Annotated in this window: 25 protein-coding genes and 1 other RNA gene; 12 read left to right on the top strand and 14 right to left on the bottom strand. The window is 68.9% G+C overall.

Annotation, left to right across the window (positions count from 1 at the left end):
- Positions 1–86 precede the first annotated feature (86 nt).
- From ACO2RJ_RS02100 to ACO2RJ_RS02125, 6 genes are all read right to left on the bottom strand, one after another.
- On the bottom strand, positions 87–956 hold the full coding sequence (locus tag ACO2RJ_RS02100) for a 50S ribosomal protein L11 methyltransferase (RefSeq protein WP_423266358.1): 870 nt from the start codon (positions 954–956) through the stop codon (positions 87–89).
- Positions 957–1,128: 172 nt separating this feature from the next.
- Positions 1,129–1,962 carry an SHOCT domain-containing protein gene (locus ACO2RJ_RS02105; RefSeq protein WP_423266359.1) on the bottom strand — a complete coding sequence of 278 codons (834 nt, stop codon included), beginning with the start codon at positions 1,960–1,962 and terminating at the stop codon, positions 1,129–1,131.
- 92 nt (positions 1,963–2,054) lie between these two features.
- Positions 2,055–4,418, bottom strand: coding sequence for an ATP-dependent helicase (locus ACO2RJ_RS02110; RefSeq protein WP_423266360.1), 2,364 nt, complete (start codon positions 4,416–4,418; stop codon positions 2,055–2,057).
- A gap of 211 nt (positions 4,419–4,629) precedes the next feature.
- A complete protein-coding gene (locus ACO2RJ_RS02115) occupies positions 4,630–5,997 on the bottom strand; it encodes a TadE/TadG family type IV pilus assembly protein (protein ID WP_423266361.1) in 1,368 nt (455 codons plus the stop codon).
- A gap of 57 nt (positions 5,998–6,054) precedes the next feature.
- Positions 6,055–6,645, bottom strand: a complete 591-nt coding sequence (locus ACO2RJ_RS02120) for a TadE/TadG family type IV pilus assembly protein (protein ID WP_423266362.1) — start codon at positions 6,643–6,645, stop codon at positions 6,055–6,057.
- Between the two features lie 83 nt (positions 6,646–6,728).
- Positions 6,729–7,334, bottom strand: coding sequence for a TadE/TadG family type IV pilus assembly protein (locus tag ACO2RJ_RS02125; protein ID WP_423266363.1), 606 nt, complete (start codon positions 7,332–7,334; stop codon positions 6,729–6,731).
- A 312-nt stretch (positions 7,335–7,646) separates the two neighbouring features.
- Between ACO2RJ_RS02125 and ACO2RJ_RS02130 the strand changes: the two genes are divergently transcribed.
- On the top strand, positions 7,647–8,018 hold the full coding sequence (locus tag ACO2RJ_RS02130; protein ID WP_423266364.1) for a DUF1236 domain-containing protein: 372 nt from the start codon (positions 7,647–7,649) through the stop codon (positions 8,016–8,018).
- Between the two features lie 57 nt (positions 8,019–8,075).
- Here ACO2RJ_RS02130 and ACO2RJ_RS02135 read toward each other — a convergent pair whose 3' ends face one another.
- Positions 8,076–8,555 carry a thioesterase family protein gene (locus tag ACO2RJ_RS02135; RefSeq protein ID WP_423266365.1) on the bottom strand — a complete coding sequence of 160 codons (480 nt, stop codon included), beginning with the start codon at positions 8,553–8,555 and terminating at the stop codon, positions 8,076–8,078.
- Positions 8,556–8,690: 135 nt separating this feature from the next.
- Between ACO2RJ_RS02135 and ACO2RJ_RS02140 the strand changes: the two genes are divergently transcribed.
- Together ACO2RJ_RS02140 and ACO2RJ_RS02145 are read left to right on the top strand one after the other, a co-directional pair.
- A complete protein-coding gene (locus tag ACO2RJ_RS02140; RefSeq protein WP_423266366.1) occupies positions 8,691–10,103 on the top strand; it encodes an FAD-binding oxidoreductase in 1,413 nt (470 codons plus the stop codon).
- A 135-nt stretch (positions 10,104–10,238) separates the two neighbouring features.
- Positions 10,239–13,955, top strand: a complete 3,717-nt coding sequence (locus ACO2RJ_RS02145; RefSeq protein ID WP_423266367.1) for an AsmA-like C-terminal region-containing protein — start codon at positions 10,239–10,241, stop codon at positions 13,953–13,955.
- A 105-nt stretch (positions 13,956–14,060) separates the two neighbouring features.
- Here the strand turns inward: ACO2RJ_RS02145 and ACO2RJ_RS02150 are convergent, their stop codons facing one another.
- The 7 genes from ACO2RJ_RS02150 to ACO2RJ_RS02180 form a co-directional block, all read right to left on the bottom strand.
- Complete coding sequence (locus tag ACO2RJ_RS02150; RefSeq protein ID WP_423268888.1) at positions 14,061–14,294, bottom strand: ribbon-helix-helix domain-containing protein; 234 nt, start codon at positions 14,292–14,294, stop codon at positions 14,061–14,063.
- Between the two features lie 146 nt (positions 14,295–14,440).
- Entirely contained in the window at positions 14,441–14,653 is a 213-nt protein-coding gene (locus tag ACO2RJ_RS02155) for a DUF4169 family protein (protein ID WP_423266368.1), read from the bottom strand.
- Between the two features lie 50 nt (positions 14,654–14,703).
- Complete coding sequence (gene fumC, locus ACO2RJ_RS02160) at positions 14,704–16,095, bottom strand: class II fumarate hydratase (RefSeq protein WP_423266369.1); 1,392 nt, start codon at positions 16,093–16,095, stop codon at positions 14,704–14,706.
- Between the two features lie 103 nt (positions 16,096–16,198).
- Positions 16,199–16,684 (bottom strand): SspB family protein, encoded by a 486-nt coding sequence (locus tag ACO2RJ_RS02165; RefSeq protein ID WP_423266370.1) that lies wholly within the window; start codon positions 16,682–16,684, stop codon positions 16,199–16,201.
- 109 nt (positions 16,685–16,793) lie between these two features.
- Positions 16,794–17,198 (bottom strand): thioredoxin family protein, encoded by a 405-nt coding sequence (locus ACO2RJ_RS02170; RefSeq protein ID WP_423266371.1) that lies wholly within the window; start codon positions 17,196–17,198, stop codon positions 16,794–16,796.
- 94 nt (positions 17,199–17,292) lie between these two features.
- Positions 17,293–17,651, bottom strand: a transfer-messenger RNA (tmRNA) gene (gene ssrA, locus ACO2RJ_RS02175).
- Between the two features lie 22 nt (positions 17,652–17,673).
- On the bottom strand, positions 17,674–17,937 hold the full coding sequence (locus ACO2RJ_RS02180; RefSeq protein WP_423266372.1) for a PepSY domain-containing protein: 264 nt from the start codon (positions 17,935–17,937) through the stop codon (positions 17,674–17,676).
- A gap of 177 nt (positions 17,938–18,114) precedes the next feature.
- On the opposite strand from ACO2RJ_RS02180, the gene ACO2RJ_RS02185 reads away from it, so the two are divergent.
- The 9 genes from ACO2RJ_RS02185 (at position 18,115) to ACO2RJ_RS02225 (ending at position 25,303) form a co-directional block, all read left to right on the top strand.
- On the top strand, positions 18,115–18,909 hold the full coding sequence (locus tag ACO2RJ_RS02185; RefSeq protein ID WP_423266373.1) for a thymidylate synthase: 795 nt from the start codon (positions 18,115–18,117) through the stop codon (positions 18,907–18,909).
- Between the two features lie 171 nt (positions 18,910–19,080).
- The gene (locus ACO2RJ_RS02190) at positions 19,081–19,452 is read left to right on the top strand and encodes a hypothetical protein (RefSeq protein ID WP_423266374.1); all 372 of its coding nucleotides are present in this window, start codon (positions 19,081–19,083) and stop codon (positions 19,450–19,452) included.
- Positions 19,449–19,967, top strand: coding sequence for a dihydrofolate reductase (locus ACO2RJ_RS02195; RefSeq protein ID WP_423266375.1), 519 nt, complete (start codon positions 19,449–19,451; stop codon positions 19,965–19,967). The genes ACO2RJ_RS02190 and ACO2RJ_RS02195 overlap by 4 nt, the downstream gene beginning before the upstream one ends.
- 173 nt (positions 19,968–20,140) lie before the next feature.
- Positions 20,141–21,406, top strand: a complete 1,266-nt coding sequence (gene hflK, locus ACO2RJ_RS02200; RefSeq protein ID WP_423266376.1) for a protease modulator HflK — start codon at positions 20,141–20,143, stop codon at positions 21,404–21,406.
- Positions 21,403–22,317 carry a protease modulator HflC gene (hflC, locus tag ACO2RJ_RS02205; protein ID WP_423266377.1) on the top strand — a complete coding sequence of 305 codons (915 nt, stop codon included), beginning with the start codon at positions 21,403–21,405 and terminating at the stop codon, positions 22,315–22,317. The genes hflK and hflC overlap by 4 nt, the downstream gene beginning before the upstream one ends.
- On the top strand, positions 22,314–22,499 hold the full coding sequence (locus ACO2RJ_RS02210; RefSeq protein ID WP_423266378.1) for a DUF2065 domain-containing protein: 186 nt from the start codon (positions 22,314–22,316) through the stop codon (positions 22,497–22,499). Before hflC ends, ACO2RJ_RS02210 begins: the two co-directional genes overlap by 4 nt.
- Before the next feature lie 95 nt (positions 22,500–22,594).
- Positions 22,595–24,049, top strand: a complete 1,455-nt coding sequence (locus ACO2RJ_RS02215; RefSeq protein ID WP_423266379.1) for an NAD-dependent succinate-semialdehyde dehydrogenase — start codon at positions 22,595–22,597, stop codon at positions 24,047–24,049.
- Positions 24,050–24,059: 10 nt separating this feature from the next.
- Entirely contained in the window at positions 24,060–24,794 is a 735-nt protein-coding gene (rpiA, locus tag ACO2RJ_RS02220) for a ribose-5-phosphate isomerase RpiA (protein WP_423266380.1), read from the top strand.
- Positions 24,791–25,303: a DUF2059 domain-containing protein gene (locus ACO2RJ_RS02225; RefSeq protein ID WP_423266381.1), complete on the top strand. Its 513-nt coding sequence runs from the start codon at positions 24,791–24,793 to the stop codon at positions 25,301–25,303. The genes rpiA and ACO2RJ_RS02225 overlap by 4 nt, the downstream gene beginning before the upstream one ends.
- Positions 25,304–25,319: the final 16 nt, after the last annotated feature.

Here is a 25,319-nt window from a genome sequence, read left to right on the forward strand (position 1 = left end):
CCTCCGGCTTGACCGGAGAACCCATCATGGACCGTGGACCCTCTACGCCCGAGATGGATGGTCCGGTCAAGCCGGACCATGACGACCTATCTGGCGAGCGTCAGCGTCGACCAGCCTTCCAGCCGCTTCGCGTCGAGCACGTTCAGGCCTTGCGCCGCGTAAGCCTGCCGGACGCGGTCCTCCTCGGCGTTCATCAGGCCGGAGAGCACCACGCGGCCGCCATCCGCGAGATGAGCCGCGACCTCGGGAGCGAGGTCGACCAGCGGTCCCGCGAGAATGTTCGCGACGATCAGATCGAACGGGCCGCGATCGGCGAAGACGGGGTGATCGAAACCGGTCGCATGGACGGACTGCACGAACGAGCCCGCGCCGTTCGCCTCGGCGTTCTCCTGCGCGATCCGGGCGGAGACTTCGTCGATGTCGGTCGCCAGCGCCGGCGCCTTCTGCGCAAGCGCGATCGCGATCGCGAGCACGCCGGTGCCGGAGCCGAGGTCCAGCACGCGCTCGAAGCGCCGCTCGCCGAGCAGCTCGTCGATCGCGAGCAGGCAGCCGCGCGTGGTGCCGTGATGACCGGTCCCGAAGGCGAGCGCCGCCTCGATCTCGATGCCGATGACATCCGGAGGGATCTTGTCGCGGTCATGCGCGCCGTGGACCACGAACCGGCCGGCGGGCACCGGCTTCAGCCCCTCGAGGCTCTTCGCGATCCAGTCGGCCTCGTCGATCGTCACCGCCTCGACCACGCCGGTCGCCTCGGGACCGAGCGCCTCCCTCACGCCCTGCGCGAGCTCCTCGACGGGAGTCTCGGGGCCGCCGAAGATTTCGACCGTCCAATCGTCCTTCGAAGTCTCGAAGGCTGAGATCGAGACTTCCCCGAAGGCGAAGACGTCCTCGAGCACGTCGGCGACGCGTTTCGCGGTCGCTTCGTCGAGGCGCAGGCGGACGAGGGGGGTTGGCATCGGCTTCGAGAATCCAGACGGCGGCGCGGGAGATTCGAACTCCGCCCCACGCCTCGGGGCGCGGGACCCATAGCGGCTGCGCGCGCAAAGGGGAACGACCGATCGGCGGCGGGACGCTCCGCTCGCCGGCGGGCGCCGCCGGCCGGGTCGCCCGGTCGCGGACGGACCGTCCTCAGATGCGCGCCAGCAACTCGGTCTTCTTCGCCTGAAACTCCTGCTCCGTCAGCACGCCGGCGTCTTTCAGCGCGGCGAGCTTGCGGATGAGTTCGACGGGATCGGCGCCCTCTGCGCCGCTCGCGGGCGATGGGGAGGAGGCCTCGCGCGGCTCCGGGGCGTAAGGATAGGCCGGCGCAGCGTCCCGCGGCGTCTCGGTCGTCGGCGCAGGCGTCGCCCAGTCGGGCGCGGGCTGCGTCCGCGCAGGCTCGGCCTCAGGCGCGGCGCTGTCGGCGACGCCGACCTCCCTCAGATCCTCGACGCCGATCGAGCCGCGGTCGGTCGAGAAGCTCAGTGTCGAATGCCCGCCCTGCTGCTGGGACGCGCCGCCGATGCGGTGATCGCCGGTGTCGTAGAGGACGACCCGTCCGTCACGCTCCACAGCGAGGCGGCGCTCCGCCGGGAACACGGCGTAGCGCCGTCCGTTCTGCGCGCCGGTAGAGGATGGCGAGCCGAGCTCCTCCGGCCACCACTGCCCGAACCCGGACGAGTTTTCGCCATCGGCCGGACGCCGCGCGACGATCGCCCCGCGCGCCATCGCGTCCGCGAGATCGTCGGCCAGCGCCCCGACGCGGGCCTTCAGGCTGCTGTTGAACATGTCGCCAATCATCAGCATCCCGCCGCGGGACCACTGGCCCATGCCGCCGAGGTCGGAATGATGGAACTGCGCCATCGAGCCGGCGCTCGCGGCGAGCGCCTCGGCCATCGCAAGGCCGGCGCCCTCGCCGAACCCGTTGCGGCGCGCGATCTCGCCGATCGCGCGGCTCGCGTCCTCCGTCCAAAGCGGCTGCATGGTCGATCCCTCGTGTCAGGTGTCCGGCATATGGGACGCCGAAGCGCCCCGCGTAGAGGAATGAAGGGCCGATTTGGATCGGCGGCAAGGCGTCACGCCGCCTGCACGAACCCGTCGAGCACGCGCTTCTCGCCGGCCTTGTCGAAGGCGACCGTGAGCTTGTTGCCGTCGACGGCGACCACCGTGCCGTTGCCGAATTTCTGGTGGAACACGCGTGCGCCCCGCGCGTAGCCCGACTTCGCGGCGGAGGAGGCGACGAGCTCGCCCTCGATCGTCATCGGCCCGCCGCGGCGGGCGCCGGGGCCGGGGGAGGGCGCAGTCCCGCGCTCCTGCGCGCGCCGCCATCCCGGGGTCTCGTAGGTCGAGGCGAAAGGCTCCGCCCGGTCGAAGCGACTCGCCCCGTAGGCCCCGCCCACGCCCTGCGCCCGGCCGCCATAGGCGACCGGCGCCTCGAGCACGTCGACGTCGGCTTCCGGCAGTTCGTCGAGGAAGCGCGACGGCGCGGAGGATTGCCACAGCCCGTGGATGCGGCGGTTCGATGCGAACCACACCTTGGCCCGGCGGCGCGCGCGGGTGAGGCCGACATAAGCCAGGCGCCGCTCCTCCTCGAGGCCGGCGCGGCCGTTCTCGTCGAGCGAGCGCTGGTGCGGGAACAGACCTTCTTCCCAGCCGGGAAGAAAGACGGTGTCGTATTCCAGCCCCTTCGCGCCGTGCAGCGTCATGATGGTGACGGCGTCCTCGCCCCGCGCGCCCTCGACGTCCATGACGAGCGAGACATGCTCGAGGAAGCCGCGCAGATTCTCGAACGGCTCCATGGAGCGCACCAGCTCCTTCAGGTTCTCGAGCCGTCCCTGAGCCTCGGCCGTGCGGTCCTTCGACCACATGTCGGTGTAGCCGCTCTCCTCCAGCACGATCTCGGCGAGCTCGGTCTGCGGGACCTTGTCGACCAGGCCCGACCACCGGTCGAAGGACAGCACGAGCTGCTTCAGCGCCGCGCGCGGCTTCGCGCTGAGCCCGCCCGCGTCGCACAGCCGACGGGCGGCTTCGGGCAGCGTGATCTCCTCCGCGCGGGCGCGCTCGGTGATCTGCTTCAGCGCGACGTCGCCTAAGCCCCGCTTCGGCGTGTTGACGATTCGCTCGAAGGCGAGCGCGTCGGCGGGGCTCGCGACGACCCGCAGATAGGCCATGGCGTCGCGGATCTCGGCGCGCTCGTAGAAGCGCGGGCCGCCGATCACGCGGTAGGGCAGGCCGAGCGTGACGAAGCGTTCCTCGAACTCGCGCATCTGGAACGAGGCGCGCACCAGGATCGCCATGTCGTCGAGCTTGCAGCCCTTCGACTGCAGCGCCTCGATCTCGTCGCCGATCGCCCGCGCCTCCTCGCCGGAATCCCACGCGCCGGCGACGGTCACCTTCTCGCCGAGCTCGGTCTGCGGCCTGAGCGTCTTGCCGAGCCGGCCTTCGTTCTTCGCGATCAGATGCGACGCGGCGTTGAGGATGTGGCCCGTCGAGCGGTAATTGCGTTCGAGCCGCACCACTTTCGCGCCCGGGAAATCCTTGTCGAAGCGCAGGATGTTCTCGACCTCGGCGCCGCGCCAGCCGTAGATCGACTGGTCGTCGTCGCCGACGCAGGCGAGGTTCTTCGAACCCTGCGCCAGCAGCCGGAGCCACAGATACTGCGCGACGTTGGTGTCCTGGTACTCGTCGACCAGCATGTAGCGGAAGCGGCGGTGATACTGCGCCAGCACGTCCGGATGCTCGCGGAACAGGCGGATCGCCTCCAGCAGCAGGTCCCCGAAATCGGCGGCGTTCAGCTGTTTCAGGCGGGCCTGATACAGCGCGTAGAGCTCGGCGCCGCGGCCGTTGGCGTAGGCCTGTCCCTCGCCGGCCGGCACGTCTTTGGGCGCGAGCGCCCGGTTCTTCCAGCCGTCGATCGCGAAGGCGAGCTGGCGCGCCGGCCAGCGCTTGTCGTCGATGTTCTCCGCCGACAGCACCTGCTTCAGCAGGCGGATCTGGTCGTCGGTGTCGAGGATGGTGAAGCTCGACTGCAGCCCGACCAGCTCGGCGTGGCGGCGCAGGATGCGGGTGCCGATCGAGTGGAACGTGCCCAGCCACTGCATGCCCTCGGCCGCGGCGCCCAGCAGATGGCCGACCCGCTCGCGCATCTCGCGAGCGGCCTTGTTGGTGAAGGTGACCGCGAGGATCTCGAAGGGCCGCGCCTTTCCGAGCGCGAGGATGTGGGCGATGCGGGTGGTGAGCACGCGGGTCTTGCCGGTGCCGGCCCCGGCGAGCACCAGAAGCGGCCCGTCCAGCGTCTCGACGGCCTCGCGCTGCTCGGGGTTGAGCCCGGCGAGATAATCCGGGCCGCCCGAGCGCGCGACCGCCGCCGCCCGCGCGGCGATGCCGCCGGGGCGCGGGGAGGGGACGAGGTCGTCGTCGCGAAGGTCGAAGTCGGACAAAGGCGATGTGGCTCCGCGGGGCTCCGGCGCGCGCGGGACGCGCTGGCGATTCGGACGCCCGGACTAGCGCTGCAAAATGGCGCCGCGGAGGATGAATTGCGAGGCCGGGAGCGCGCCGCCCGGCCGCCGGCGCTGGCGCCGTCGCCGCGCTGAACGCAAAAACGCCCGCCGGAGGGGTCTCGGCGGGCGTCGCGATCGGCTGGGCCGGCGTTCAGTTCGTGAGCGTCGGCGCCTGCGTCGTCTGCTCGAACATCTTCGCCATCGCGGCCTTGAGCTGGACGTCGTCTGTGGCTTCGAAGAACCAGCCGGGCGAGGCGCATTGCTGCAAGGCCTGGGGCGCCTTCTCTTTCGCTCCGGTGTTGACGACCTGAAGCTGGTACCAGTCGTCTTCCTTAGGATCGATCGGTCGTATCGGAACATAGGTCGTATAGAGCACGCCGACCGTCACGTCGTTGTCGCGCATGGCCTGACACGACGCCGTCGAGATCGGGCCGGTGCATCGGTTGCTGTATTGCTTGCATTCGGCAGGCGATCTTCGCGGAGAGGGCACGTCCCGCACGCCATCGGTGACGATGAAGACGTATTTTTTGGACTTTTTCTGGCTGGAGCCGTCCTGGGACTTACCGACGATCGGAGCGAGCGTCGCTAGTTGCTCGTCGATGAAGGTGTCGTTGTAGTCATTTCCTTTGCTGACGCCGAGCGTGATGCGGTCGGCCGCATTTGCGGTCGAAGTCAGGCTGCTCTCGATGTTCGAAAGCGCCTTCAACTCGGGGGTCCTGCCGTCGGCCTTCATGTGCATCGTGTAGAGGGCGATTCGGTAGATCTTAGCGGCTTCCGAATCCGTCCGCGCCGTCTGGATGATGCTCTTCGTCGCATTGCGAAGGACGTCGATGCGAAGCGTTATGTTGTTGCGGACGGCCGTATCCATGAAGGACTCTTTGTAATCGCCTTCCACCGCATGACACCCGAACACGCATTTGGTCTGCTGGAAGCCCGTCTTCGTTTTCGCCTCCGCATTGTACATGCGGATCATCTCGGACTGGTTCGCGGCGATCCCCATCGATTGGGAGATATCCAGCGCGAAGTAGACGTCCGAATAGGCCGGCAGCGAGCTCGAGGACACCGCGTCGCCGGCGGCGGTGAAGCTTTCCTTGCTGAACAGCGTCGCGAGATAGGTCGCTGTGCGGACTGTGAAATTCGCCGTCGCGGTGATGTTCTGTCCGTCGCGCTTGACGACGGTGTCGATCGTGTAGTCCTTCAGCGACGCCTTGTCCGCGTGCGCCTTGAACAGCAGGTCGCCGCGCCGCTTGCCTTCGGCGATCGCCGCCGTGGTCGACGCGTCGCTGCCGTCGCTGTCCTTGATGAGTTCGCGGACCACGCCGGAGGCTTGCAGGGCGGCGGCGTCGGCCGCCATCTGCGCCTTGGTGCGGGCTGTCATGATGGTCCCGAAGTCGATCGCGAGACCGACCGCGCCGAGCATGGGCAGGACCATGAGCCCGAACATCATGGCGACGTTGCCGCGCCTGTCGGACGCGAGGCGCCGCGGCAGGCTGGGGCGGGCGTTTCGAAGCATCGTCATCTCGTTTCGTCCGATGCTGGTTCGCGCGATGTCGCGGCGACCATTGGTGGAGGTTGCTCAGTAACCCGGACAGTTGTTTTCGTAATTGATGCGGGAGAGGTAGCGCGGGCGGAAGTAGGCCGAGCGCTTGAACGAGATCGTCTCGGAAAGGCGGATCGGCATGACCGGCATGTAGAAGGTCTCGACTTCGACCATCACCAGCGAGCCGGGGCCGTAGACGTCCGCGGGCAGCCCGTCCGCGCTCGACGATTCGCCGGTCGCCGGAGCCAGCTTGCCGCAGGAGCGCGCCACGCCGTTCAGGCTGTAGCTGAACACGGTCTTCGCGTCATACGAGCAGCCGCTCTGGCAGGACGCCACCTTCTTGTCGAACTGAACGCTCGTGACCGTAACCTTGAAGGACTTCTCGAGGTCCTTGCCGGATTCCTTGGCGTAGCGAACGATGTCCGGGTCGACCAGCGAGGCGGCGACCGCGAAGTTCTTCATCTCGGTCGCCGTGATCGTATGGTCGACGCGCGACACCATTTCGGCGAGGGAGTCGGCGACGTAAGTCGCTCGGTTCGCCGCGGTGATCGCTCCGCTCATCTCCACGGCGCCGCCCAGCATGGTCACCAGGATGGGCGCGAGGAGGGCGAACTCGACGGCCGACACGCCGCTCCGCGCGCGGGAGAAGCGCCGGGCCAGACCGGCCGCGCGGCGGCCGAAGCGTGCGGTCGGAGAAGGCTTGGGGTCGCTCAGCATTTGCCGGACGCGCTCGCCGTTTTGAAGGGCTCGTTGAAGACGAAGGTCGTCGAGCGCATCAGCGTCGTCGCGTCCGCGTCGGCCTTGAGCAGGGCCCCGAGAAAGTTCGGATAGGGGTAGGCGACGTCGAGAAAGATGTAATCGCCCGGCGCGCCGAGGCAGAAACTCTGCTGCTTCGGGTCCGCCTCCGGCGCGTTCATCGCTTTCTGCTGGGCGTTGATGAAGGCGTAGACGCCGCTCGACGTGCCGGCGTCCGAGCTTTTCGTCACGCGATAGGCGTTCACGATCAGCTTTTCGCAGGAGAGGCCCCACAGAACGTTGGGACAGAGCAATTGCGTCTTGAACGCCCCCGCGGAGGTGATCGCCGTCGAGACCTGTCCGGTCATGATCTTCCGGCCGGCGGTGCGCGTCGCGAAGTCGAGCGACTGAAGGCTGAAATGGTAAAGACCGACCTGGATGATGAGCAGCATGAAGCCGAAGAACGGCACGGCCACGACCGCGAATTCGATCGCCGTGGCGCCCTCGGTGCGACGCGCGAGGCGCGTGGCGAAGCGCTGGGCCGACGCCCCCATCGCCTTCAAGATTGAGCCATGCCGCATGTCGTCGCCACTGTCCGGAGGGCGGATGCATCCCCCTGCGTCGCGTTATCGCACGCACCGCTTAAGAAGCCGTTGAATCAATCGACGAATTTTAGAGTAGTGGTTAACCATCAGCGCGATGAGAACGCAGGCGCAGCAGGTTAAAGGTTCCTCTCGAATTTAACCATCGACGATCAATTTAGGAAACCTGTCAGGATACGATCTGACCGACGCCCAGACGCCCCCACGGGGCAGGCTGGGTGGAACCATCCGCAGCGTTGGCTGTTTTTCCCGCGGGCGGCCAAAACTGGAGGATGTCACATGCGCTCCAGCATGATCGCACTCGTAGTGGCTCTCGGCCTCGCGGCGCCGACGGCCTCATATGCCCAGGAAGGCACGGCGGCGGGCGTCGCAGGCGGCGCGGCCACCGGCGCTGTGGTCGGCGGCCCTGTCGGGGCCGCGGCCGGCGCCGTGGCGGGAGGGGTGGTCGGCACGGCCATCGCCCCGCCGAAGAAGGTCCGGCAGTACGTGGTTGAAGAGGATGCGCCGTCCGTCGCCTATGACGGCGAGGTCGTCGTCGGCAAACCGCTGCCTTCGACAGTGGAGGTCCACCGCGTCCCGGACTCCGACTACAGCTACACGGTCGTAAACAAGAAGCGCTACATCGTCGACAGCGACCGGAAGGTCGTGGAGGTCGTCGAGTAACGATCGCCACCTTCGGGTGACGACGCCCCGCGCGGAAACGCGCGGGGCGTTTTCGCGTCAGTTCCGGCTCATCGACACCTGACGGCCGAGCCAATCCAGGCGGCCGACGGCCGCCGAGTCGCGTTCGACCGCGGCGCAGATCCGGGCCCTGACGTCGTCCGGCCACGGGGCCACGCGCCGGGTCTCGATCGACACCGACAGCGAGACTCCCTCGACGGTCGTCGCGACCTCGCCGTCGCCTCGGACGAGTTCGATCGCCCAGACCGCCCGCTTGGCGTCGCTCGAGACCATCAAGACGCGTCCGCGGATCACGTCGCCCATCGCGATCTCGCGGAGATAGCGCACATGCATCTCGCCGGCGAAGGTCGTCATTCCGCGCCGTTCGACGTAGCCGGCGCCGCCCTTGAACGGCGTGAAGGCGATGTCGAGGGCCTCGTCGGCCAGGACGACATGGTAGGCCATATTGACGTGGCCGTTATAGTCGAGGAACCACGGCTCGATCTTGAGCGGCGGCGTAACGAAGGCGTCGGCTGTCAAAATGCTGGCTCCGGGAGGAATCGGCGAAAGCGTCGCTGATTTAGCCAACGGGGCGACGACGCGAAACTCTGCTAGTTTCGCGCCGGGCCACGCGTGTTTGAACGCGCCCGAGCCACCTTGTCGCCGAGTCGCCGCATGCCAACCGCCGCGCCATCCCGGAGCCGCCCCCTGGGCACCGCGCTCGACAGCGCGCTTGCGGCCCTCGCGGAGAGATTCGGTCGGCGTTTCACGACGTCCGCGGCGGTCCGCGAGCAGCACGCCCACACCCTGACCTGGATCGCCCCGCAGCCGCCGGACGCCGTCGTGTTCCCGCATTCGACGGAAGAGGTCGCGGAGATCGTGCGCATATGCGCGCGCTGGGGCGTGCCGGTGATCCCCTACGGGGTCGGCTCATCCCTCGAAGGCCATGTCAACGCGCCGTTCGGCGGCGTCTCCCTGTCGACCGAGGAGATGACCGACGTGGTGGAGGTCCACGCCGAGGATCTCGACGTCACGGTCCAGGCGGGCGTGACGCGCAAGCGGCTGAACGAGCACCTGCGCGACACCGGGCTGTTCTTCCCGATCGACCCCGGCGCCGACGCCTCGATCGGCGGCATGGCCGCGACCCGCGCCTCCGGCACCAACGCCGTGCGCTACGGCACCATGAAGGAGAACGTGCTCGGCCTGACTGCGGTGCTGGCGTCCGGCGAAATCGTGCGGACCGGCGGGCGAGCGCGGAAATCGGCGTCCGGCTACGACCTCACCCGGCTGCTGGTCGGCTCCGAGGGCACGCTCGGCGTCATCACCGAGGTGACGCTGCGTCTGCACGGCCTTCCCGAGGCGGTCGCGGCCGGGGTCTGTCCGTTTCCGAGCGTCGCCTCCGCCTGCGACGCCACCATCGCCACGATCCAGTCGGGCCTGCCGGTGGCGCGGATCGAACTGATCGACGAGGTCCAGATCCGCGCCTGCAACGCGTATTCGAAACTGTCGCTAGCTGAAGTTCCGACCTTGTTCGTCGAGTTTCACGGCTCGGACGCCTCCGTGCGCGAGCAGTCCCCGCGCTTCGCCGAGATCGCGGCCGAGAATGGCGGCGGTCCGTTCGAGTGGGCGACGAAGGCGGAGGACCGGTCGCGACTCTGGCAGGCCCGGCACGACAGCTTCTGGGCGGCGGGGGCGATGCGGCCGGGAACGCGGCTCGTCGTCACCGACGTCTGCGTGCCGATCTCGGCGTTGGCGCGCTGCCTCGGCGAGACGCAGGCCGACATCGCCGCGTCGGGACTGATCTCGCCGATCGTCGGCCATGTCGGCGACGGCAACTTCCACTGCCAGCTTCTGATCGATCTCGGCGACGCGAGCGAGGTCGAGCGCTGCAAGGCCTTCGTCGCGCGGCTCGTGGAGCGCGCGCTGGCCTTCGGCGGCGCCTGCTCCGGCGAACACGGGGTGGGCCAGGCCAAGATGGGCTATCTCGAGGCCGAGCACGGGGCGGTCGCGCTCGAGACGATGCGGGCGATCAAGCGGGCGCTCGATCCCGACAACATCATGAACCCCGGCAAGATCGTCGTTCCGTAGCCCGCCGGCATCCGTATACTGCCGCGACGGCGAGGCCGCGGCGCGCGAGCCCGCCGCACCTGACATTTCGCAGCGCGCCGGCCGGCGTCTTCGGCTGACGCGCAGATTCGCGCTTGGATCGGCCGGACTGACGCCTTGAACAACTTTCTGACCGGGTTGGGGCTGGCGCTCGTCCTCGCGCTGCTGACGGCGCTGATCGGCCCCTACTTCATCAACTGGAACGCCTATCGCGACGACTTCGCCACGCAGGCGAGCGCGCTGCTCGGCGTGCCGGTCAAAGTGGCGGGCGCGGTCGACGCGCGGCTGCTGCCGAGCCCCTATCTCCGTTTCCGCGACCTGACCGCCGGCGACGGCCAGCGCCGGCTGAGCGTGGCCGAGGTCGAGATCACCCTGTCCTTCGGCGCGCTGCTTCGCGGCGAGTTCAAGGGCGAGCGCGTCAAGGCCGTGCGGCCGCGGCTGACGCTCGCCGTCGCTCCGGACGGCTCGGTCGGGACGCCGTTCTCGGCCGCAGCCCGCAAGACCGACGCGGACCGCATCTCGTTCGACCGGGCCGAGATCGTCGACGGCGCCCTTGTGGCGCTCACGGCCGCAGGGCCGCTCACGGTCGAGCGCATCGACGGGATCGCGGAGGCGGGCTCGCTCGCCGGGCCGTTCCGATTCGAGGGGGCCGCCGGCGCCGCCGGCAGGCGCGGCGCCGTCCGGCTGTCCACCGGCAGGACCGACCCATCCGGCCAGATCCGGGTCAAGCTCAGCGTCGCGCCGGACGCACGGCCGGAAACCTTCGATCTCGACGGCGCGCTGAAGCTTGGCCCGCGCCCGAGCTTCGAGGGCGCGGCCGTGCTGACGCGGCCCGCCCCGCGCCGCGACGAGCGCTCGGACGCCAAGCCCTGGCGGATCGCCGGCAAGGTGAAGGTGGACGCCGCGCGCGTCGGCGTCGAAGAGCTCGACGCGTCCTACGGACCGGACGACAGCGGCGTGCGCCTCAGCGGCCGCGGCTCGGTCACGCTCGGAGCGAAGCCGCGCTTCGACCTTGCGCTCGACACGCGCCAGATCGACGTCGACCGCATGATCGGCGGCTCGCGCGCTGCGACGCCCGGCGATCTGGTCTCAGCTCTCGCCGATCTGTTCCCGGCGGCGCTGCGGCCGACCCTCGATGGGCGACTGGCGCTCGGCGTGCGCGGCCTCGTGCTCGCGGGGGACGTCGTGCAGGATCTCTCGACGGTTCTCGTCGCCTCGGAGGGCGGCTGGCGGATCGAGCGCGCTTCCGCCGCGCTGCCCGCCGGCACGACCGTAAAAGCTTCGGGCGCTCTCGCTTTCGCGGACACCGGGCCGGGCTTCGCAGGCCAGGTCGACTTCGCCTCCGAGGACGTCAATGGCTTTCGCCGCTGGCTCGCCGGCGGCCAGGAGCCCGGCGGCGCGCCGGTGCGCAGTTTCGCCGTGAAAGGCGACGTCCGGGCCCGCCCCGACTCCGTCGCGATCGAAAACGCCGTTCTAGTCACCGACGGCGCGCGATCGAGCGGCCGTCTCTCATGGCGCGCGGCCGGCGGAGGCGAGCGCGCAAGCCTCGAGGCGGCGCTCGAAGCCGACCGCATCGATCTCGACGCGCTCGGCGTCGATCGCCTGGTCGCGGGCGCCCTGAGGGGCGCGGGTTCGACCGACGTGCTGCTGGCGCTCGACGCCAAAGCCCTCGTCTTCGGCGGGGTGCGCATGAACGGCGTCTCGATCGACGGATCGCTCGACGATAGCGGGCTCGACGTGAAGCTCCTCACGGTCGCGGACGCCGAGGGCGCCGCTCTGAGCGGCGCCGGACGGATCGCGTCGGGGCCGGACGGACCCGAGGGACGGCTCACCTTCGACGTCGCGGCGCGCCGGGTCGAGCCGCTCGTCACGCTGGCGCGGAGCGCCGGGGCGCCGGAGGCGGCGCTCGCGGCCTTCGCCGCGCGGGCCGGGGCGCTGGCGCCCCTGAAGCTCGCGGTGGAGCTCTCGGCCGGGCGCGACGGGCGCAGGATCGCCGTCAAAGGTGATGCGGCCGGCGGAACGCTCGACGCCCGGGCGTCCGCGACCGCCGTCTCGCTCGACGCCGAGGCGGACGTCGACGTCAGGCTGGCCACGTCCGACGGCCGCCGTCTTGCGGCGCTGATGGGCGTCGAGCTCAGCCCTCTCGCAACCGCGAAGGGAGGCGAGATCGCGATCAAGCTGGCAGGGGCGCCCGCGCGCGGCATGCAGGGAGAGGGCCGCCTCAAGGCGTTCGGCCTCGAGATCGCGGGCCGCGGAGCGCTGGCGGTCGCGCCGATCGTCGGCGTGTCTGCGTCCGGCGACCTGACGGCGCAGGCGGAGGATCTGGCCGCGCTCGGGGAGGCGCTCGGGCGGCTGACGCCGGGGGTGACGCCGCCTTTGCCCGCGTCGCTTTCCGCCAAGGCGTCGTTCTCCGCGGATCAGGCGAGCTTCGAAGGGGTGTCTGGGGTCGTCGCCGGACGAAAGCTCACGGGCCGCCTGACGATCCCCGATGATCCGCAGAAAGGCTTCTGGGGAGCCGTCTCGCTGGACGAAGCGCCGTTCGCGGCCCTCGTCGCGCTGGCGCTGTCGCCCGAGGCGCTCGCGCCGGGAACCCAGTCGCGCAGGACCGTGTGGCCGGCTGCGCCGTTCGGCCCGTCGCCCGCGCGCGGGTTGAACGGGCGTCTCGACGTCACCGCGGACACCCTCCCGTTCGGCGCCGGGCAGATCGCGCATGACGCCCGCTTCACCCTCGCGCTGAAGCCCAACGGGGTCGAGGTTGGAGACTTCTCCGCGACGTTCGGCGGCGGTCGTCTCGCCGGCGCGATGAAGGTCGGCCGGTCCAACTCTGACGCCACGGTGTCGTTCACGGCGGACATGACCGGCGCGCGCGCCGAGCAGCTTGCCTCCCGCGCCAGAGGCGCGCCGCCGTTTACAGGCGCCCTCGATCTGAAGGTCGAGGCGCAAGGGATCGGCCGCACCGTCGCCGCCATCGCCGCGACGCTGACTGGCGCGGGAACCGCCATCGTCCGGGACGGGAGGCTGCGCGGACTGGACCCTGCGGCGATCGACCGGATCGAACCGAGAATCGAGGCTGGGCTTGCGCTCGACGCCATGAAGGTGTCCGAGGCTCTCGACCGCGATCTCGCGGGCGGCGACCTGAGCTTCGATCGTGTCGCAGTGCCCTTCACCTTGACCGGAGGAATCCTCCGGTCCGGCGCAGTGACCGCCGAAAACGGAGGCGGCCGGCTCGGCGGCGCGGTGGCGCTCGATCTCGCGCGCCTGACGCTCGACGCCGACCTGACGCTCGGGCCGAACCGCCCCGACGCTCCGCAGGTCGGGATATCCTTCGAAGGGCCGGCGGCCGATCCGAAGCGCCGGATCGACGCCACGTCCCTCACGAGCTGGCTGTCCGTGCGGGCGGTGGAACGCGAGACCAAGCGAATCGAAGCGATGGAGGCCGAGCTTCGCGAGAAGGCGCGGCTCGCGCGGCTGCGCGCCGAAGAGGAGCGGGCGCGGGAGGAGGAGCGCAAGCGGGTCGAAGAAGCCCGTTTGAAGGAGGAGGCCGAACGGCGCAAAGTCGAGGAAGCGCGGCTGAAGGCGGAGGAGGCTCGCCGACGGCGTGAACTCGACCTTCGACCGCTGGCGGAGCAACCGTCGTCGCCGGGCCTGCCGCCCGCGCTCGACATCACGCCGCCTCTCGCGCGCCCCGCCGCTCCACGGCCGAGCCCGCTCGGCGGCGCCTTCGGCGACTCCTCCGGCGGGGCTGCGGCCATGCCGACTGACCGCACGCGACCTCCGACGGGCGTCTTTCCTCCGACGTCACCTCCGCTGGACCTCAGCCCGGCGACTCGCTGACGCGTTCATATCCTGACGTTCGGCTGGAATTCCCTGCGGCGCCCCGTTCGTCGCCTGCTCTCGGCGCGAACGAGCCCGTGGTCGCTGCTCGAAACCGCGCGGCGCTCAGACGCCGGCTACGCTCAGCGCAGCGCCGGCGCGGCGGCGGTAATGGTCGAGCACGAACAGCCTGACCGCCGACGACAGATTGCCGCCACGGCGTCCGCCGTCGATCTCCGCCACCAAGCTCCGCAGCGACTGCTCGCGCTCGCGCGCGATGTCCTTCAGGGCGTGCCAGAACGCGTCTTCAAGGCTTACGCTGGTTTTGTGGCCGGAGACCACGATCGACCGTTTGACGATGTCCGGATTGAACTCCTGCGTCGACGGCTCTTCGCCGTCGGACAGGAGCTCCTGCACGACGATGCCTTCGGCGCCTTGCGTGCGCACGGCCACGGCCGACGTCGGTTCGACCGAATCGCCCATGGCGACCGTCTTCATAAGTTCGTTCATGTGTCCGCGTCGCCCCCGTTCTCGCGACGATGACCGTCGATACGCCGCTCCGCCTGCGCCTGGCGAGCCGCCTCGAGATCTTTGTCCACCTTGCGCGCCCCGAAGCGCGCCCGGTTTTTCGCCGCCTGAGACGCAGCCTTCGCGCGTTCACGAAGCTTCCTTGCGTGCCGCAGGTTGACGATCTCAGACATGTCGAAAGACTTGTACACGCCCTCGCCGGGAAAATCGAGGTTCCGCGACGCGCGATCGTCCCGCGCCTTTACGTCGGTCGGATCATCGTCTCAGGTCGCACGATCCGGTCGAAATCCTCCGCCGAGACGAAACCGAGCCTGACCGCCTCCTCGCGCAGGGTGGTTCCGTTCTTGTGCGCGGTCTTCGCGACCTTGGTGGCGTTGTCGTAGCCGATGGTCGGGGCAAGCGCGGTCACGAGCATGAGCGAGCGGCTCATCAGGTCGGCGATCCGGATCTCGTCCGCCTCGATGCCGACCACGCAATTGTCCGCAAAGCTGACGGCGGCGTCGCCGAGGATGCGGATCGACTGGAGCATGGCGTAGGCGAGCACCGGCTTGAACACGTTGAGCTCGAAGTGCCCCTGGCTGCCGGCGAAGGTGACGGTCGTATGGTTCCCGAACACCTGGGCGCACACCATCGTGAGCGCCTCGCACTGGGTCGGGTTGACCTTGCCGGGCATGATCGACGAGCCCGGTTCGTTTTCCGGCAGCTTCAGCTCGCCGAGGCCGGAGCGCGGCCCGGAGCCGAGAAAGCGGATGTCGTTCGCGATCTTGAACAGGCCGGCGGCGAGCGCGTTGAGCGCGCCGTGGGCGTAGACATAGGCGTCGTGAGCGGCGAGCGCTTCGAACTTGTTCGGCGCGGTGACGAAGGGCAGCCCTGTAATCTCGGCGACCTTCGCCGCGAAGTTCTCGGCGAAGCCGACCCGGGCGTTGATGCCGGTGCCGACCGCGGTGCCGCCCTGAGCGAGCGGATAGAGGTGCTTGAGGCTGTCGCGCACGCGCTCGGCGCCGAGACGCACCTGCGCGACATAGCCGGAGAACTCCTGCCCGAGCGTGAGCGGCGTCGCGTCCTGGGTGTGGGTGCGGCCGATCTTGATGATGTGCTCGAACGCCTTCGCCTTGGCGTCGAGCGCCTGTTCAAGGTGAGCGAGGGCGGGCAGCAGGCGGTTCTCGATCTCTTCCGCGGCCGCGATGTGCATGGCCGTCGGAAACGTATCGTTCGACGACTGGCTCATGTTGACGTGGTCGTTCGGGTGGATCGGCGTCTTCGAGCCCATCACGCCGCCGAGGCGCTCGATCGCGCGGTTCGAGACGACCTCGTTGGCGTTCATGTTCGACTGGGTGCCCGAGCCGGTCTGCCAGACGACGAGCGGGAAATGATCGTCGAGCTTGCCGTCGATCACCTCCTGGGCCGCGGAGGCGATGGCGTCGGCGAGGTCGGGCGCGAGATCGCCGAACTCCTTGTTGACCAGGGCCGCCGAGCGCTTGATCACGCCGAGCGCGCGGATCAGCGGCTTCGGCATCGTCTCGCCGCCGATCTTGAAGTTCTGCAGCGAGCGTTGAGTCTGGGCGCCCCAATAGCGATCGGAGGAGACCTCGAGAGGTCCGAAGCTGTCGGTCTCGGTGCGGGTCTCGGTCATCTCGATGGCTTTCGCATCTGGGTCCACGGACACGCGGCCGTTTGCCGCGCGAGCGCTCCCTAGCACGCGATCCCGACGCCCGTCACGACCGGGGCCGGCGGCGTCACTTCTTCCGGAACTTGTCCAGACTGACGACCTGGGCGCCGCCCTCCGGGGGCGCGCTCTCCTCGGGCGCCGCAGCCTCCGGCGGCCCATCGTCCGCCTTCGCAGGGTCCGGGGGCGCGAGCTCCTGCTCCTCATCCCCGGTTTCGGGGTTGTCGAATTTCAGGCCGAACTGGACGGAGGGATCGAAGAACCCAACGATCGAGGCGAACGGCACCACGAGCCGCTCCGGCACGTTCCCGAAGGACAGGCCGACCTCGAAGCGGTCCTCGGTGACTTCGAGGTCCCAGAACTGGTGCTGGAGCACGATCGTCATCTCGGCGGGGTAGCGCTCCCGCAGGCGCGTCGAGAGGCGCACGTCCGGATCGGTGGTCCGGAACGAGATGTAGAAGTGATGTTCGCCCGGCGTGCCCTCGCGGGCGACGCGGGACAGCACGTCGCGGACGACCCCGCGCAACGCCTTCTGCGTCAGCAGATCGTAGCGCATGAAATCTTCGGCCGGGGGCGGGGCGGGCGGAACGCTGCTCATACAGGCTACATAGTGGGATTCGGCGGGCGGAAAACATCGCGACCGCTCGTCGCGCACGAAAGCGCGATCATCGGGGCGCCGCAGGGGCGGCGAGCGCCTTTTCGAACAGCTCCTCGATCCAGCCTTCCTCGCGGTCGCCCACGGTGCGGCCGACCTCGCGCTCGCCTTTGTAGACGATCAGCGTGCTCTGCAGCCGCGCGCCGACGCTGCGGACGGACGGCTTGTCATTGTCGAAGTCGATTTCGAAGATCGCGGGGTCCCCGAAGCGCGGTTGGGCGGCGAGCTTGGCGAGGATCGGCTTCTGCGCGCGGCAGATCGGACACCAGGGCGCGGCGACATGGACCACGACGATCCCGCCGGCGGCCTTGGCCGCGGCGAAAGCCGCCGGGTCGAAGGGCTGCGACGCGCGCGCCGGACCGGCCGCGAGGACCGCCGCCGCGACGAATGCGAACAGCATGCGGCGAGTGAACATCGGCCCTCTCCGAACAGGTCCCATCAATACGCGCGCGCTTCACGGCGGATGCGAGGCGATCCGGCCGACGTGACGAAGAATCAGGTTGGAAGGAAGTGGAGGTTTCTGTTGCCAGGTACCTCCGAACCCCGCCCGATAGCTGCTAGACCATCAGGACTTTAGGCGTGGTTTTACAAACCGCTCACGCGGCCTGCGCAACCGAAGCATAGTTGTCGTTGGCAACTATAGAAAAGCCCGATAACGGCGGAACAATACCGAGCAAAAGTCCGCCCTTTACGCCCCCGTCGATCCTGTTTCGCCCCCGCCGAAACCTGCGCCACGATCGCAGGCTTTGGTGGAGGCGCCGGGTACTGCCCCCGGGTCCGAAGGGTTTATTGCGGCGGCCGTTTATCGCCATAGCCGGATATCTCCGGCGCTCGGAATATAAGCGATCAGGAGCCGAACCGAAAGGGGCAGGCGCAGGCGGCGTTCCAGGTCAGTGGCGCTTGATCTGGATGATCTCGCCCGTGCGGGCGTCCAGGTCGAGCTCGATATGGCGCCCGTCGGCCGCGTTGCCGTCCAGGGCCCAGCGTCCTTGCTCGAGCTCCATCTCGTAGATGGTGGCCATGCCCTGCTTCCGCGCGAGCTCGAGCGCCTGCTGGCGGCTGATCGTCGTCGACGCGCCGTGCCCCGCGGCGCAAAACGCTGGCGCTGGCGACAGGGCCGCGAGCAATGCGGCGATTGCGATGCGCGACGGCATCGGACCTCCTTTGGATCGCTTGAATTGGTATAACGCCAGTCCAAACCGTGACGCTCAGTCCTTTGCATCACAGATGCGTTATCAAGCGACCATCGCGAGGCTGTGCATCATGGCGGTCCGGCCGCGCGCGCACGGCGCGCCCGGGTTAGACTGCGGCATGCGTTCTGAAGGACCGATATGCAGATCTATCTCGACCTCCTGCGCCGCATCCTCGATCACGGCGTCCGCAAGGAGGACCGGACCGGCACCGGCACGCTGTCCGTTTTCGGGGCCCAACTGCGGTTCGATCTGACGCAAGGCTTTCCGCTCGTCACGACGAAGCGGCTGCACCTGAAGTCCATCGTCCACGAACTCATCTGGTTCCTGCGCGGCGACACCAATGTCCGCTATCTCAAGGAGAACGGCGTCACGATCTGGGACGAGTGGGCGGACGCGAACGGCGATCTCGGCCCCGTCTACGGCAAGCAATGGCGCTCCTGGGCGGCGCCGGACGGCCGGGTGATCGACCAGTTCGCCGAGGTGCTGGCCGAACTGAAGCGCAACCCGTCGTCGCGGCGGCTGATCGTGTCGGCGTGGAACCCCGCCGATCTGCCGGCGATGGCGCTCGCGCCGTGCCACTGCCTGTTCCAGTTCTTCGTGTCGGACGGCCGGCTGTCGTGCCAGCTCTATCAGCGATCGGCGGACGTCTTCCTGGGCGTGCCCTTCAACATCGCGTCCTATGCGTTGCTGACGCATCTCGTCGCGCGCGACGCCGATCTCGGCGTCGGGGATTTCGTCCACACCTTCGGCGACGCGCATCTCTATCTGAACCATGTCGACCAGGCCCGCGAGCAGCTCGGTCGCGAGCCCAGGCCGCTGCCGACGCTGCGCCTCGATCCGGCGCGGCGTTCCCTGTTCGACGTCGCCTATGAGGACGTCGCCTTCGAGGGCTACGAGCCGCATCCGCCGATCAGGGCGCCGATCGCGGTGTGAGCGCCTCCGGAGCGAAAAGCGGGCGCGCCCCGACGGTCCAGTAGAGGCCATGAGTCGTAGCGACGGACGGCTGGACGGTGTATCGCGTGGAACGGAGCCGCGCTCGCGCGACTCAAGGGGTCACGGATGACGCGCGTCGCGGCGCGCCTGGGGACGAGGACGAGGACGGCGATGGGTTTCAGGACGGTTGCGGCCCTGTCGGCCGCGGTGATGGCGGCGGGCGTCGTGGGGGCCTCGGCGCAAAGCACGGGCGAAATCTTCACGCAGACCGAACAGGCGCTGCGCGAGAAGCTGAAGAGCCACTTCGCCGGCCAGCCGGCGCGGTTCGGCTTCGAGAATTTCCGGCGCCGCACCAACGGCAAGGACGAGGCCGTCTGCGGCCAGGCCACCATCTATATCGGGCGCGACAAGCCGTCTCTCGTACGGTTCGTCTACCGCTACAATGCGGGCGACGCCGCGATCGAGACGCTCGGCGCGGATGAGACGCGCACGGTCCAGGCGCTCTGGAACCCGCTCTGCCTTCGGGGACGCGTCGTCGAGTGAGCGTTCCTATCGCGATCGTGGCGGCCGTCGCGAAGAACAGGGTGATCGGCCGCGACAACGACATGCCGTGGCGGCTGTCGAGCGACCTCAAGCGCTTCAAGGCGATCACGCTCGGCAAGCCGCTGATCGTCGGCCGGCGCAATCACGAAGCGATCGGTCGCGCGCTGCCGGGCCGCGAGACGATCGTGATGACCCGCGACCGCGCGTTCAAGGAGCCGAACGTCCATGTGGCGCACACGCTCGCCGACGCCCTTGGCCTCGCCGAGGCCCTGGCCGAGGAGATGGACGCCGACGAGATCGTGTCGGCGGGTGGCGGTGAGATCTACGCGCTCACGATCCCGAAGGCGTCGCGAATGCACCTGACCGAGGTCGACGCGTGGCCCGAGGGCGACGTGCTGTTCCCGGAGTTCGACGCCTCCCAATGGCGGGAGACCTTCCGCGAGGAGCATGTCGCCGGGGGACGTGACGACCACGCCTTCACCTTCCGGGATCTCGTCCGCGTGCGGAGCGCCTGAGCGGGACGTGATCGATCGGGCGCCGTTTGGTGGTTGACGGCTCCGCGCCGGGGCGCCACGAGCGTCATCGACGGCGACGCTTCGCGTTGTAGGCCGAGAGGGCGACGCTTATATCCGCTGCGCCCCCGACGGGGTGTGCGCGGGCGCCGCGCGAAAGCTGCTAAGGAGTATCGATGCCCTGGAGCAACCAGAGTGGCGGCGGCGGCGGTGGCCCCTGGCGCAACAATCCGGGCGGACCGTGGGGGCAGGGGCCCCAGCAGCAGGGTCCGACTCCTCCGGATTTGGAAGAGCTCCTGCGACGCGGCCAGGAACGTCTGAAGGCGGTGCTCCCCGGCGGCGGCGGGGGCGGCCGCGGCGTGCTGGCGCTCGCCGTGGTGGCGGCGGTGGCCTGGGGTCTTTCCGGTTTCTATCGGGTCGAAGCTGACGAAGAAGGCGTCGTCATGCAGTTCGGCAAATTCGTCAAAACGACCCAGTCAGGCCTGAACTACCATCTGCCTTATCCGATTCAGACCGTCCTGACGCCCAAGGTCACGACGCAGAACTCGATCGAGGTCGGCATGCGCACAAGCGCCGCTGCCGGCGCCCGCACGTCCAGTCGGGAAGTGCCTCAGGAAAGCCTGATGCTGACCGGCGACGAGAACATCGTCGACGTCAATTTCTCCGTGGTGTGGGTGATCAAGCCCGCCGACGGCGCCACCGGGCGACCGAGCGGCGCCGCGGACTATCTGTTCAATCTGCAGAACCCCGAAAGCACGATCAAGGCGGTCGCGGAAAGCGCGATGCGCGAGGTCGTCGGCCGCTCCCGGCTGCAGCAGATCCTGACCGAAGGGACCCCGGAGACGGACGTCGCGGCGCCCACGCCGGCGCCGGGAGCTCCCGCCGTCGAGCCGGTGCGTCCTCAGGAGGAGGTCCAGCCCGCGGCCGTCACCGCCGCGGCGGTGCGCGAGCTCATGCAGAAGACGCTCGACAGCTATCGCTCCGGCGTCGACATCACTCAGGTCCAGCTTCAGAAGATCGCGCCTCCGGGCGAAGTCCTCAGCGCCTTCCGCGAGGTGCAGGTGGCCCAGGCCGACCGCATCCGCCTGACCAACGAGGCGCAGGCCTACGCGAACCGGGTGGTGCCCGAAGCGCGCGGCCGCGCGACCCAGGCGATACAGGCGGCCGAGGGCTTCAAGGCTTCGACCGTCGCCGAGGCGCAGGGTCAGGCCTCGCGCTTCTCGCAGATCGTCACCGAATACAAGAAGTCGCCGGACATCACCCGCCAGCGCCTGTTCCTCGAGACGATGGAACGGGTGTTCGGAGGCGTGGACAAGGTGATCATCGATCCGAAGGCCGGCGGGCAGGGCGTCGTGCCTTTCCTGCCGCTTGACCAGATGCAGGGCCAGGGACGCGGGCAGCAGCCGCAGCGTTCCGGCCAGTCGGCGGGAGCCTCCCAGTGAACCGCGTCTTCGGAGGTCTCTTTGGAGCGCTCGCGCTCGCCGCGCTCTTCGTCGCCTACAGCGCCTTCTACCAGGTGAACCAGACCGAGCAGGTCATCGTGCTGCGCCTCGGCCAACCGGTCGCGACCGTGACCGAGCCCGGACTGCACGTGAAGATGCCCTTCATCGAGAGCGTGACCCGCATCGACAAGCGCATCCTCGACCTCGACATGCCTGAGCGCGAGGCGACCACGAACGACCAGAAGCGCCTCGTGGTCGACGCCTTCTCTCGCTACAAGATCACCAATCCGCTGAGGTTCCGGCAGGCGGTCGGGACCGTCGAGCAGGCCAACGCCCGGCTCACAAACGTGCTGACCGACGCGCTGCTCGAGGCGATCCGCTCGAACAACTTCCAGCAGATCGTGCGCGACCGCCGCGATCAGATCATGGCCCGCATCCGCGATCAGGCGAACCGGGAGACCGACCGTTTCGGCATTACGATCGTCGACGTCCGCATTCGGCGCGCGGATCTGCCCGACCAGAACTCCAAGGCGGTGTTCGAGCGCATGCAGTCCGAGCGCGCGCAGGAGGCGGCCCAGATCCGCGCCCGCGGCGCCGAGCAGGCGCAGGGCATCCGCGCCCGCTCGGATCGCGACGCGCAGGTCATCGTCGCCGAAGCGAACCGCGACGCCGAAGTGCTGCGCGGTCAGGGCGACGCCGAGAAGACCCGGCTGCTCGCGGACGCCTACCGATCGGACCAGGAGTTCTTCTCGTTCTATCGATCGATGCAGGCCTATGAGCAGAGCCTGAAGAGCGGCACCCGTCTGATCCTCGCGCCCGACAGCCCGTTCTTCCGCTACTTCGAGCAGCCGTCGGGCGTCACGCCGCAGCCGCAGCCGCAGCCGCAGCCGGGCGCGCCGCTCGCGAGATGAGCGACTTCGTCGCCGCGCTCGGCCTGGTCTGCGTGATCGAAGGGCTGATGTTCGCGGCGGCGCCTGGCGCCGCCAAAAAGGCGGCGAGCAACATGATCGCGACGCCCGAAGGGACGCTGCGCGGGCTCGGCGTGGCTGCGGCCGCGCTCGGCCTGCTCATCGTCTGGCTCGTGCGCGGCTGAACCCAAAGGCTGTTGTCCGGCCGGGGAGGCGGGTCTGGCGCCGTGCGTCCGGGCCATGCTAGACCGCGGCCTTCTCAGAGAGGAGCCTCCGTCGCATGGATGGTCTCAACGCCCCCTCCCTGTTCGTCGAGCGGGCCTATATCGACGGCGTCTTCGTCGGCGAGCCGTCGGAGAATGTGACCAACCCTGCGACCGGCGCGGTCGTCGGCCGCGTGCCCAACCTCGGCGCGGACGCCGCGACGGCGGCGATCGAGGCCGCCGAGCGGGCATTCAAGCCCTGGGCGGCGAAGCTGCCCAAGGAACGTTCGGCGATCCTTCGGCGCTGGTATGAGTTGATCATCGCCAACGCCGACGACCTCGCCCTGATCATGACGCGCGAGCAGGGCAAGCCGCTCGCGGAAGCCAAGGGCGAGATCGCCTACGCCGCTTCCTTCGTCGAGTTCTACGCCGAGGAGGCCAAGCGCGTCGGCGGCGACACCCTGCCGACGCATCGGGCCGACGCCCGGATCCTCGTGCTGCGGCAGCCCGCGGGCGTGGTCGCGGCGATCACGCCGTGGAACTTCCCGGCGGCCATGATCACCCGCAAATGCGCGCCTGCGTTGGCGGTCGGCTGCACCTTCGTGGTGAAGCCCGCCATGGAGACGCCGCTGACTGCTCTTGCGCTCGCCAAGCTCGCCGACGAGGCCGGCGTCCCGAAGGGCGTGTTCTCGGTGGTGACCGGCGAGGACGCCGAGTCGATCGGCAAGGTGTTCACGACCCACCCGGCGGTGCGCGTCGTCTCCTTCACCGGCTCGACCGAGGTCGGCAAGATCCTGATGCGCCAGGCCGCGTCCGGCGTGAAGCGGGTCGCGCTCGAGCTCGGCGGCAACGCGCCCTTCATCGTGTTCGACGACGCCGACCTCGACGCCGCCGTCGAAGGCGCGATGGTCTCGAAATATCGCAACATGGGCCAGACCTGCGTCTGCGCGAACCGGATCTACGTGCAGTCCAAGGTGTACGACGCCTTCCTCGAGAAGCTCGTCGCGGCCGTCGCCAAGCTGAAGGTCGGCGACGGCGTCGAGGACGGCGTGACGCAGGGCCCGCTGATCACGCCCGACGCGATCGACAAGGTCGAGCGCCACCTCGCGGACGCGGCGGAGAAGGGCGCGCGCATCGTCGTGGGCGGCAAGCGCCACGCCTTGGGCGGCACGTTCTTCGAACCCACGGTTCTCGCCGACGTCACGCAAGACATGGCGGTCGCGCGCGAAGAGACGTTCGGCCCCGTCGCGCCCCTGTTTCGCTTCGAGACCGAAGAAGAAGCGATCGAATACGCCAACGCCACCGAGTTCGGCCTCGCCGCGTACTTCTATGCGCGCGACGTGGGACGGGTATTCCGCGTCGCGGAGGCCCTTGAATACGGCATGGTCGGCATCAATTCAGGTCTGATTTCGACCGAACTCGCGCCCTTTGGGGGCGTGAAGGAAAGCGGTCATGGCCGCGAAGGTTCGCAGCGCGGCGTCGACGAGTTCGTCGACATCAAATATCTGCTCGTCGCCGGTCTCGCCGGCTGAAAGGAACGTCTTGAGCACTGACGACCTGAAGCGCGCCGCGGCGAAGGCCGCGCTCGCGCATGTCGAACCGGGCATGAAGCTCGGCCTCGGCACCGGATCGACGGCCGCGATCTTCATCGAACTGCTCGGCGAAAAGGTAGCCGAGGGCCTCAACGTCAAAGGGGTGCCAACCTCCGAATCGACGCGCGAACTTGCGGAGCGTCACGGCGTGCCGCTGACCACGTTGAAGGAGACGCCGGAGCTCGATCTCACCATCGACGGGGCGGACGAGGTCGACGCGGAGCTCAACCTCATCAAGGGCGGCGGAGCGGCGCTGCTGCGCGAGAAGATCGTCGCCTACGCCAGTTCGCGCATGCTGGTCATCGTCGACTCCTCCAAACGGGTTGAGACGCTCGGCGCCTTTCCGCTGCCGGTCGAGGTCGTGCCTTTCGGCAAGGAGGCGACGGTGCGCGCCATCGCAGCGCTGGCGGCGAGGCTCGGCCTCAAAGGCCAGGTGACGCTGCGCCGGTCGGAGGACGAGTGCCCCGTGGTGACCGACAGCGGGCACAACATCCTCGACGCCCATTTCGGCCGTATCGACGACCCCAAGGCGCTCGCGGCCGCGCTCTGCGAAATTCCGGGGGTGGTGGAGCACGGGCTCTTCCTCGGCTATGCCGATATCGCGATCGTCGCCGGCCCGAACGGGGTGGAGACGATCGAGCCGGCGAGCCGACCGGCGGAGGAAGCTTCGAGGAGAATCGCATGACGTCCAGCCAGCGACTACGCCGCGTCGCCGCGACGGCGGCCTTGTTCGCCATGGCCCAGATGGGCGCGGCGCATGCTCAGGCCCCGGCGCCCGACGCGCAGCAGCTCGCCGCCGCGCGCGAGGTCTTCAAGGTGTCGGGCGCGGAGCAGAGCCTCGACAACATCGTGCCGATCTTCATGGACGAAGCGAAGCGCACGCTCAGCCGTACGCGACCGGAGCTGAGCAAGGATCTCGACGCCGTGATGGCGACGCTGACGCCGGAGTTCGAGAAGCGCCGCGAAGCGCTGATGAACGACATCGCGACGGTCTACGCCCAGCGCTTCACCGCGAAGGAGCTCGAAGAGATCACGGCCTTCTACAAGACGCCCACGGGCGCGAAGCTCGTGGATCAGCTTCCCGGCATCCTGCAGGCGAGCTATGACCGCACGCAGGTCTGGAGCCGCCAGATGAGTCAGGACATCATCACGCGGGTGCGCCAGGAGTTGAAGAAGCGCGGCCAAGACATGTGACCCGCGCCTTCCGGCG

The sequence above is a fragment of the Hansschlegelia sp. KR7-227 genome, from assembly GCF_049446035.1.
In the GTDB taxonomy this organism is placed as follows: Bacteria; Pseudomonadota; Alphaproteobacteria; order Rhizobiales; family Methylopilaceae; genus Methylopila.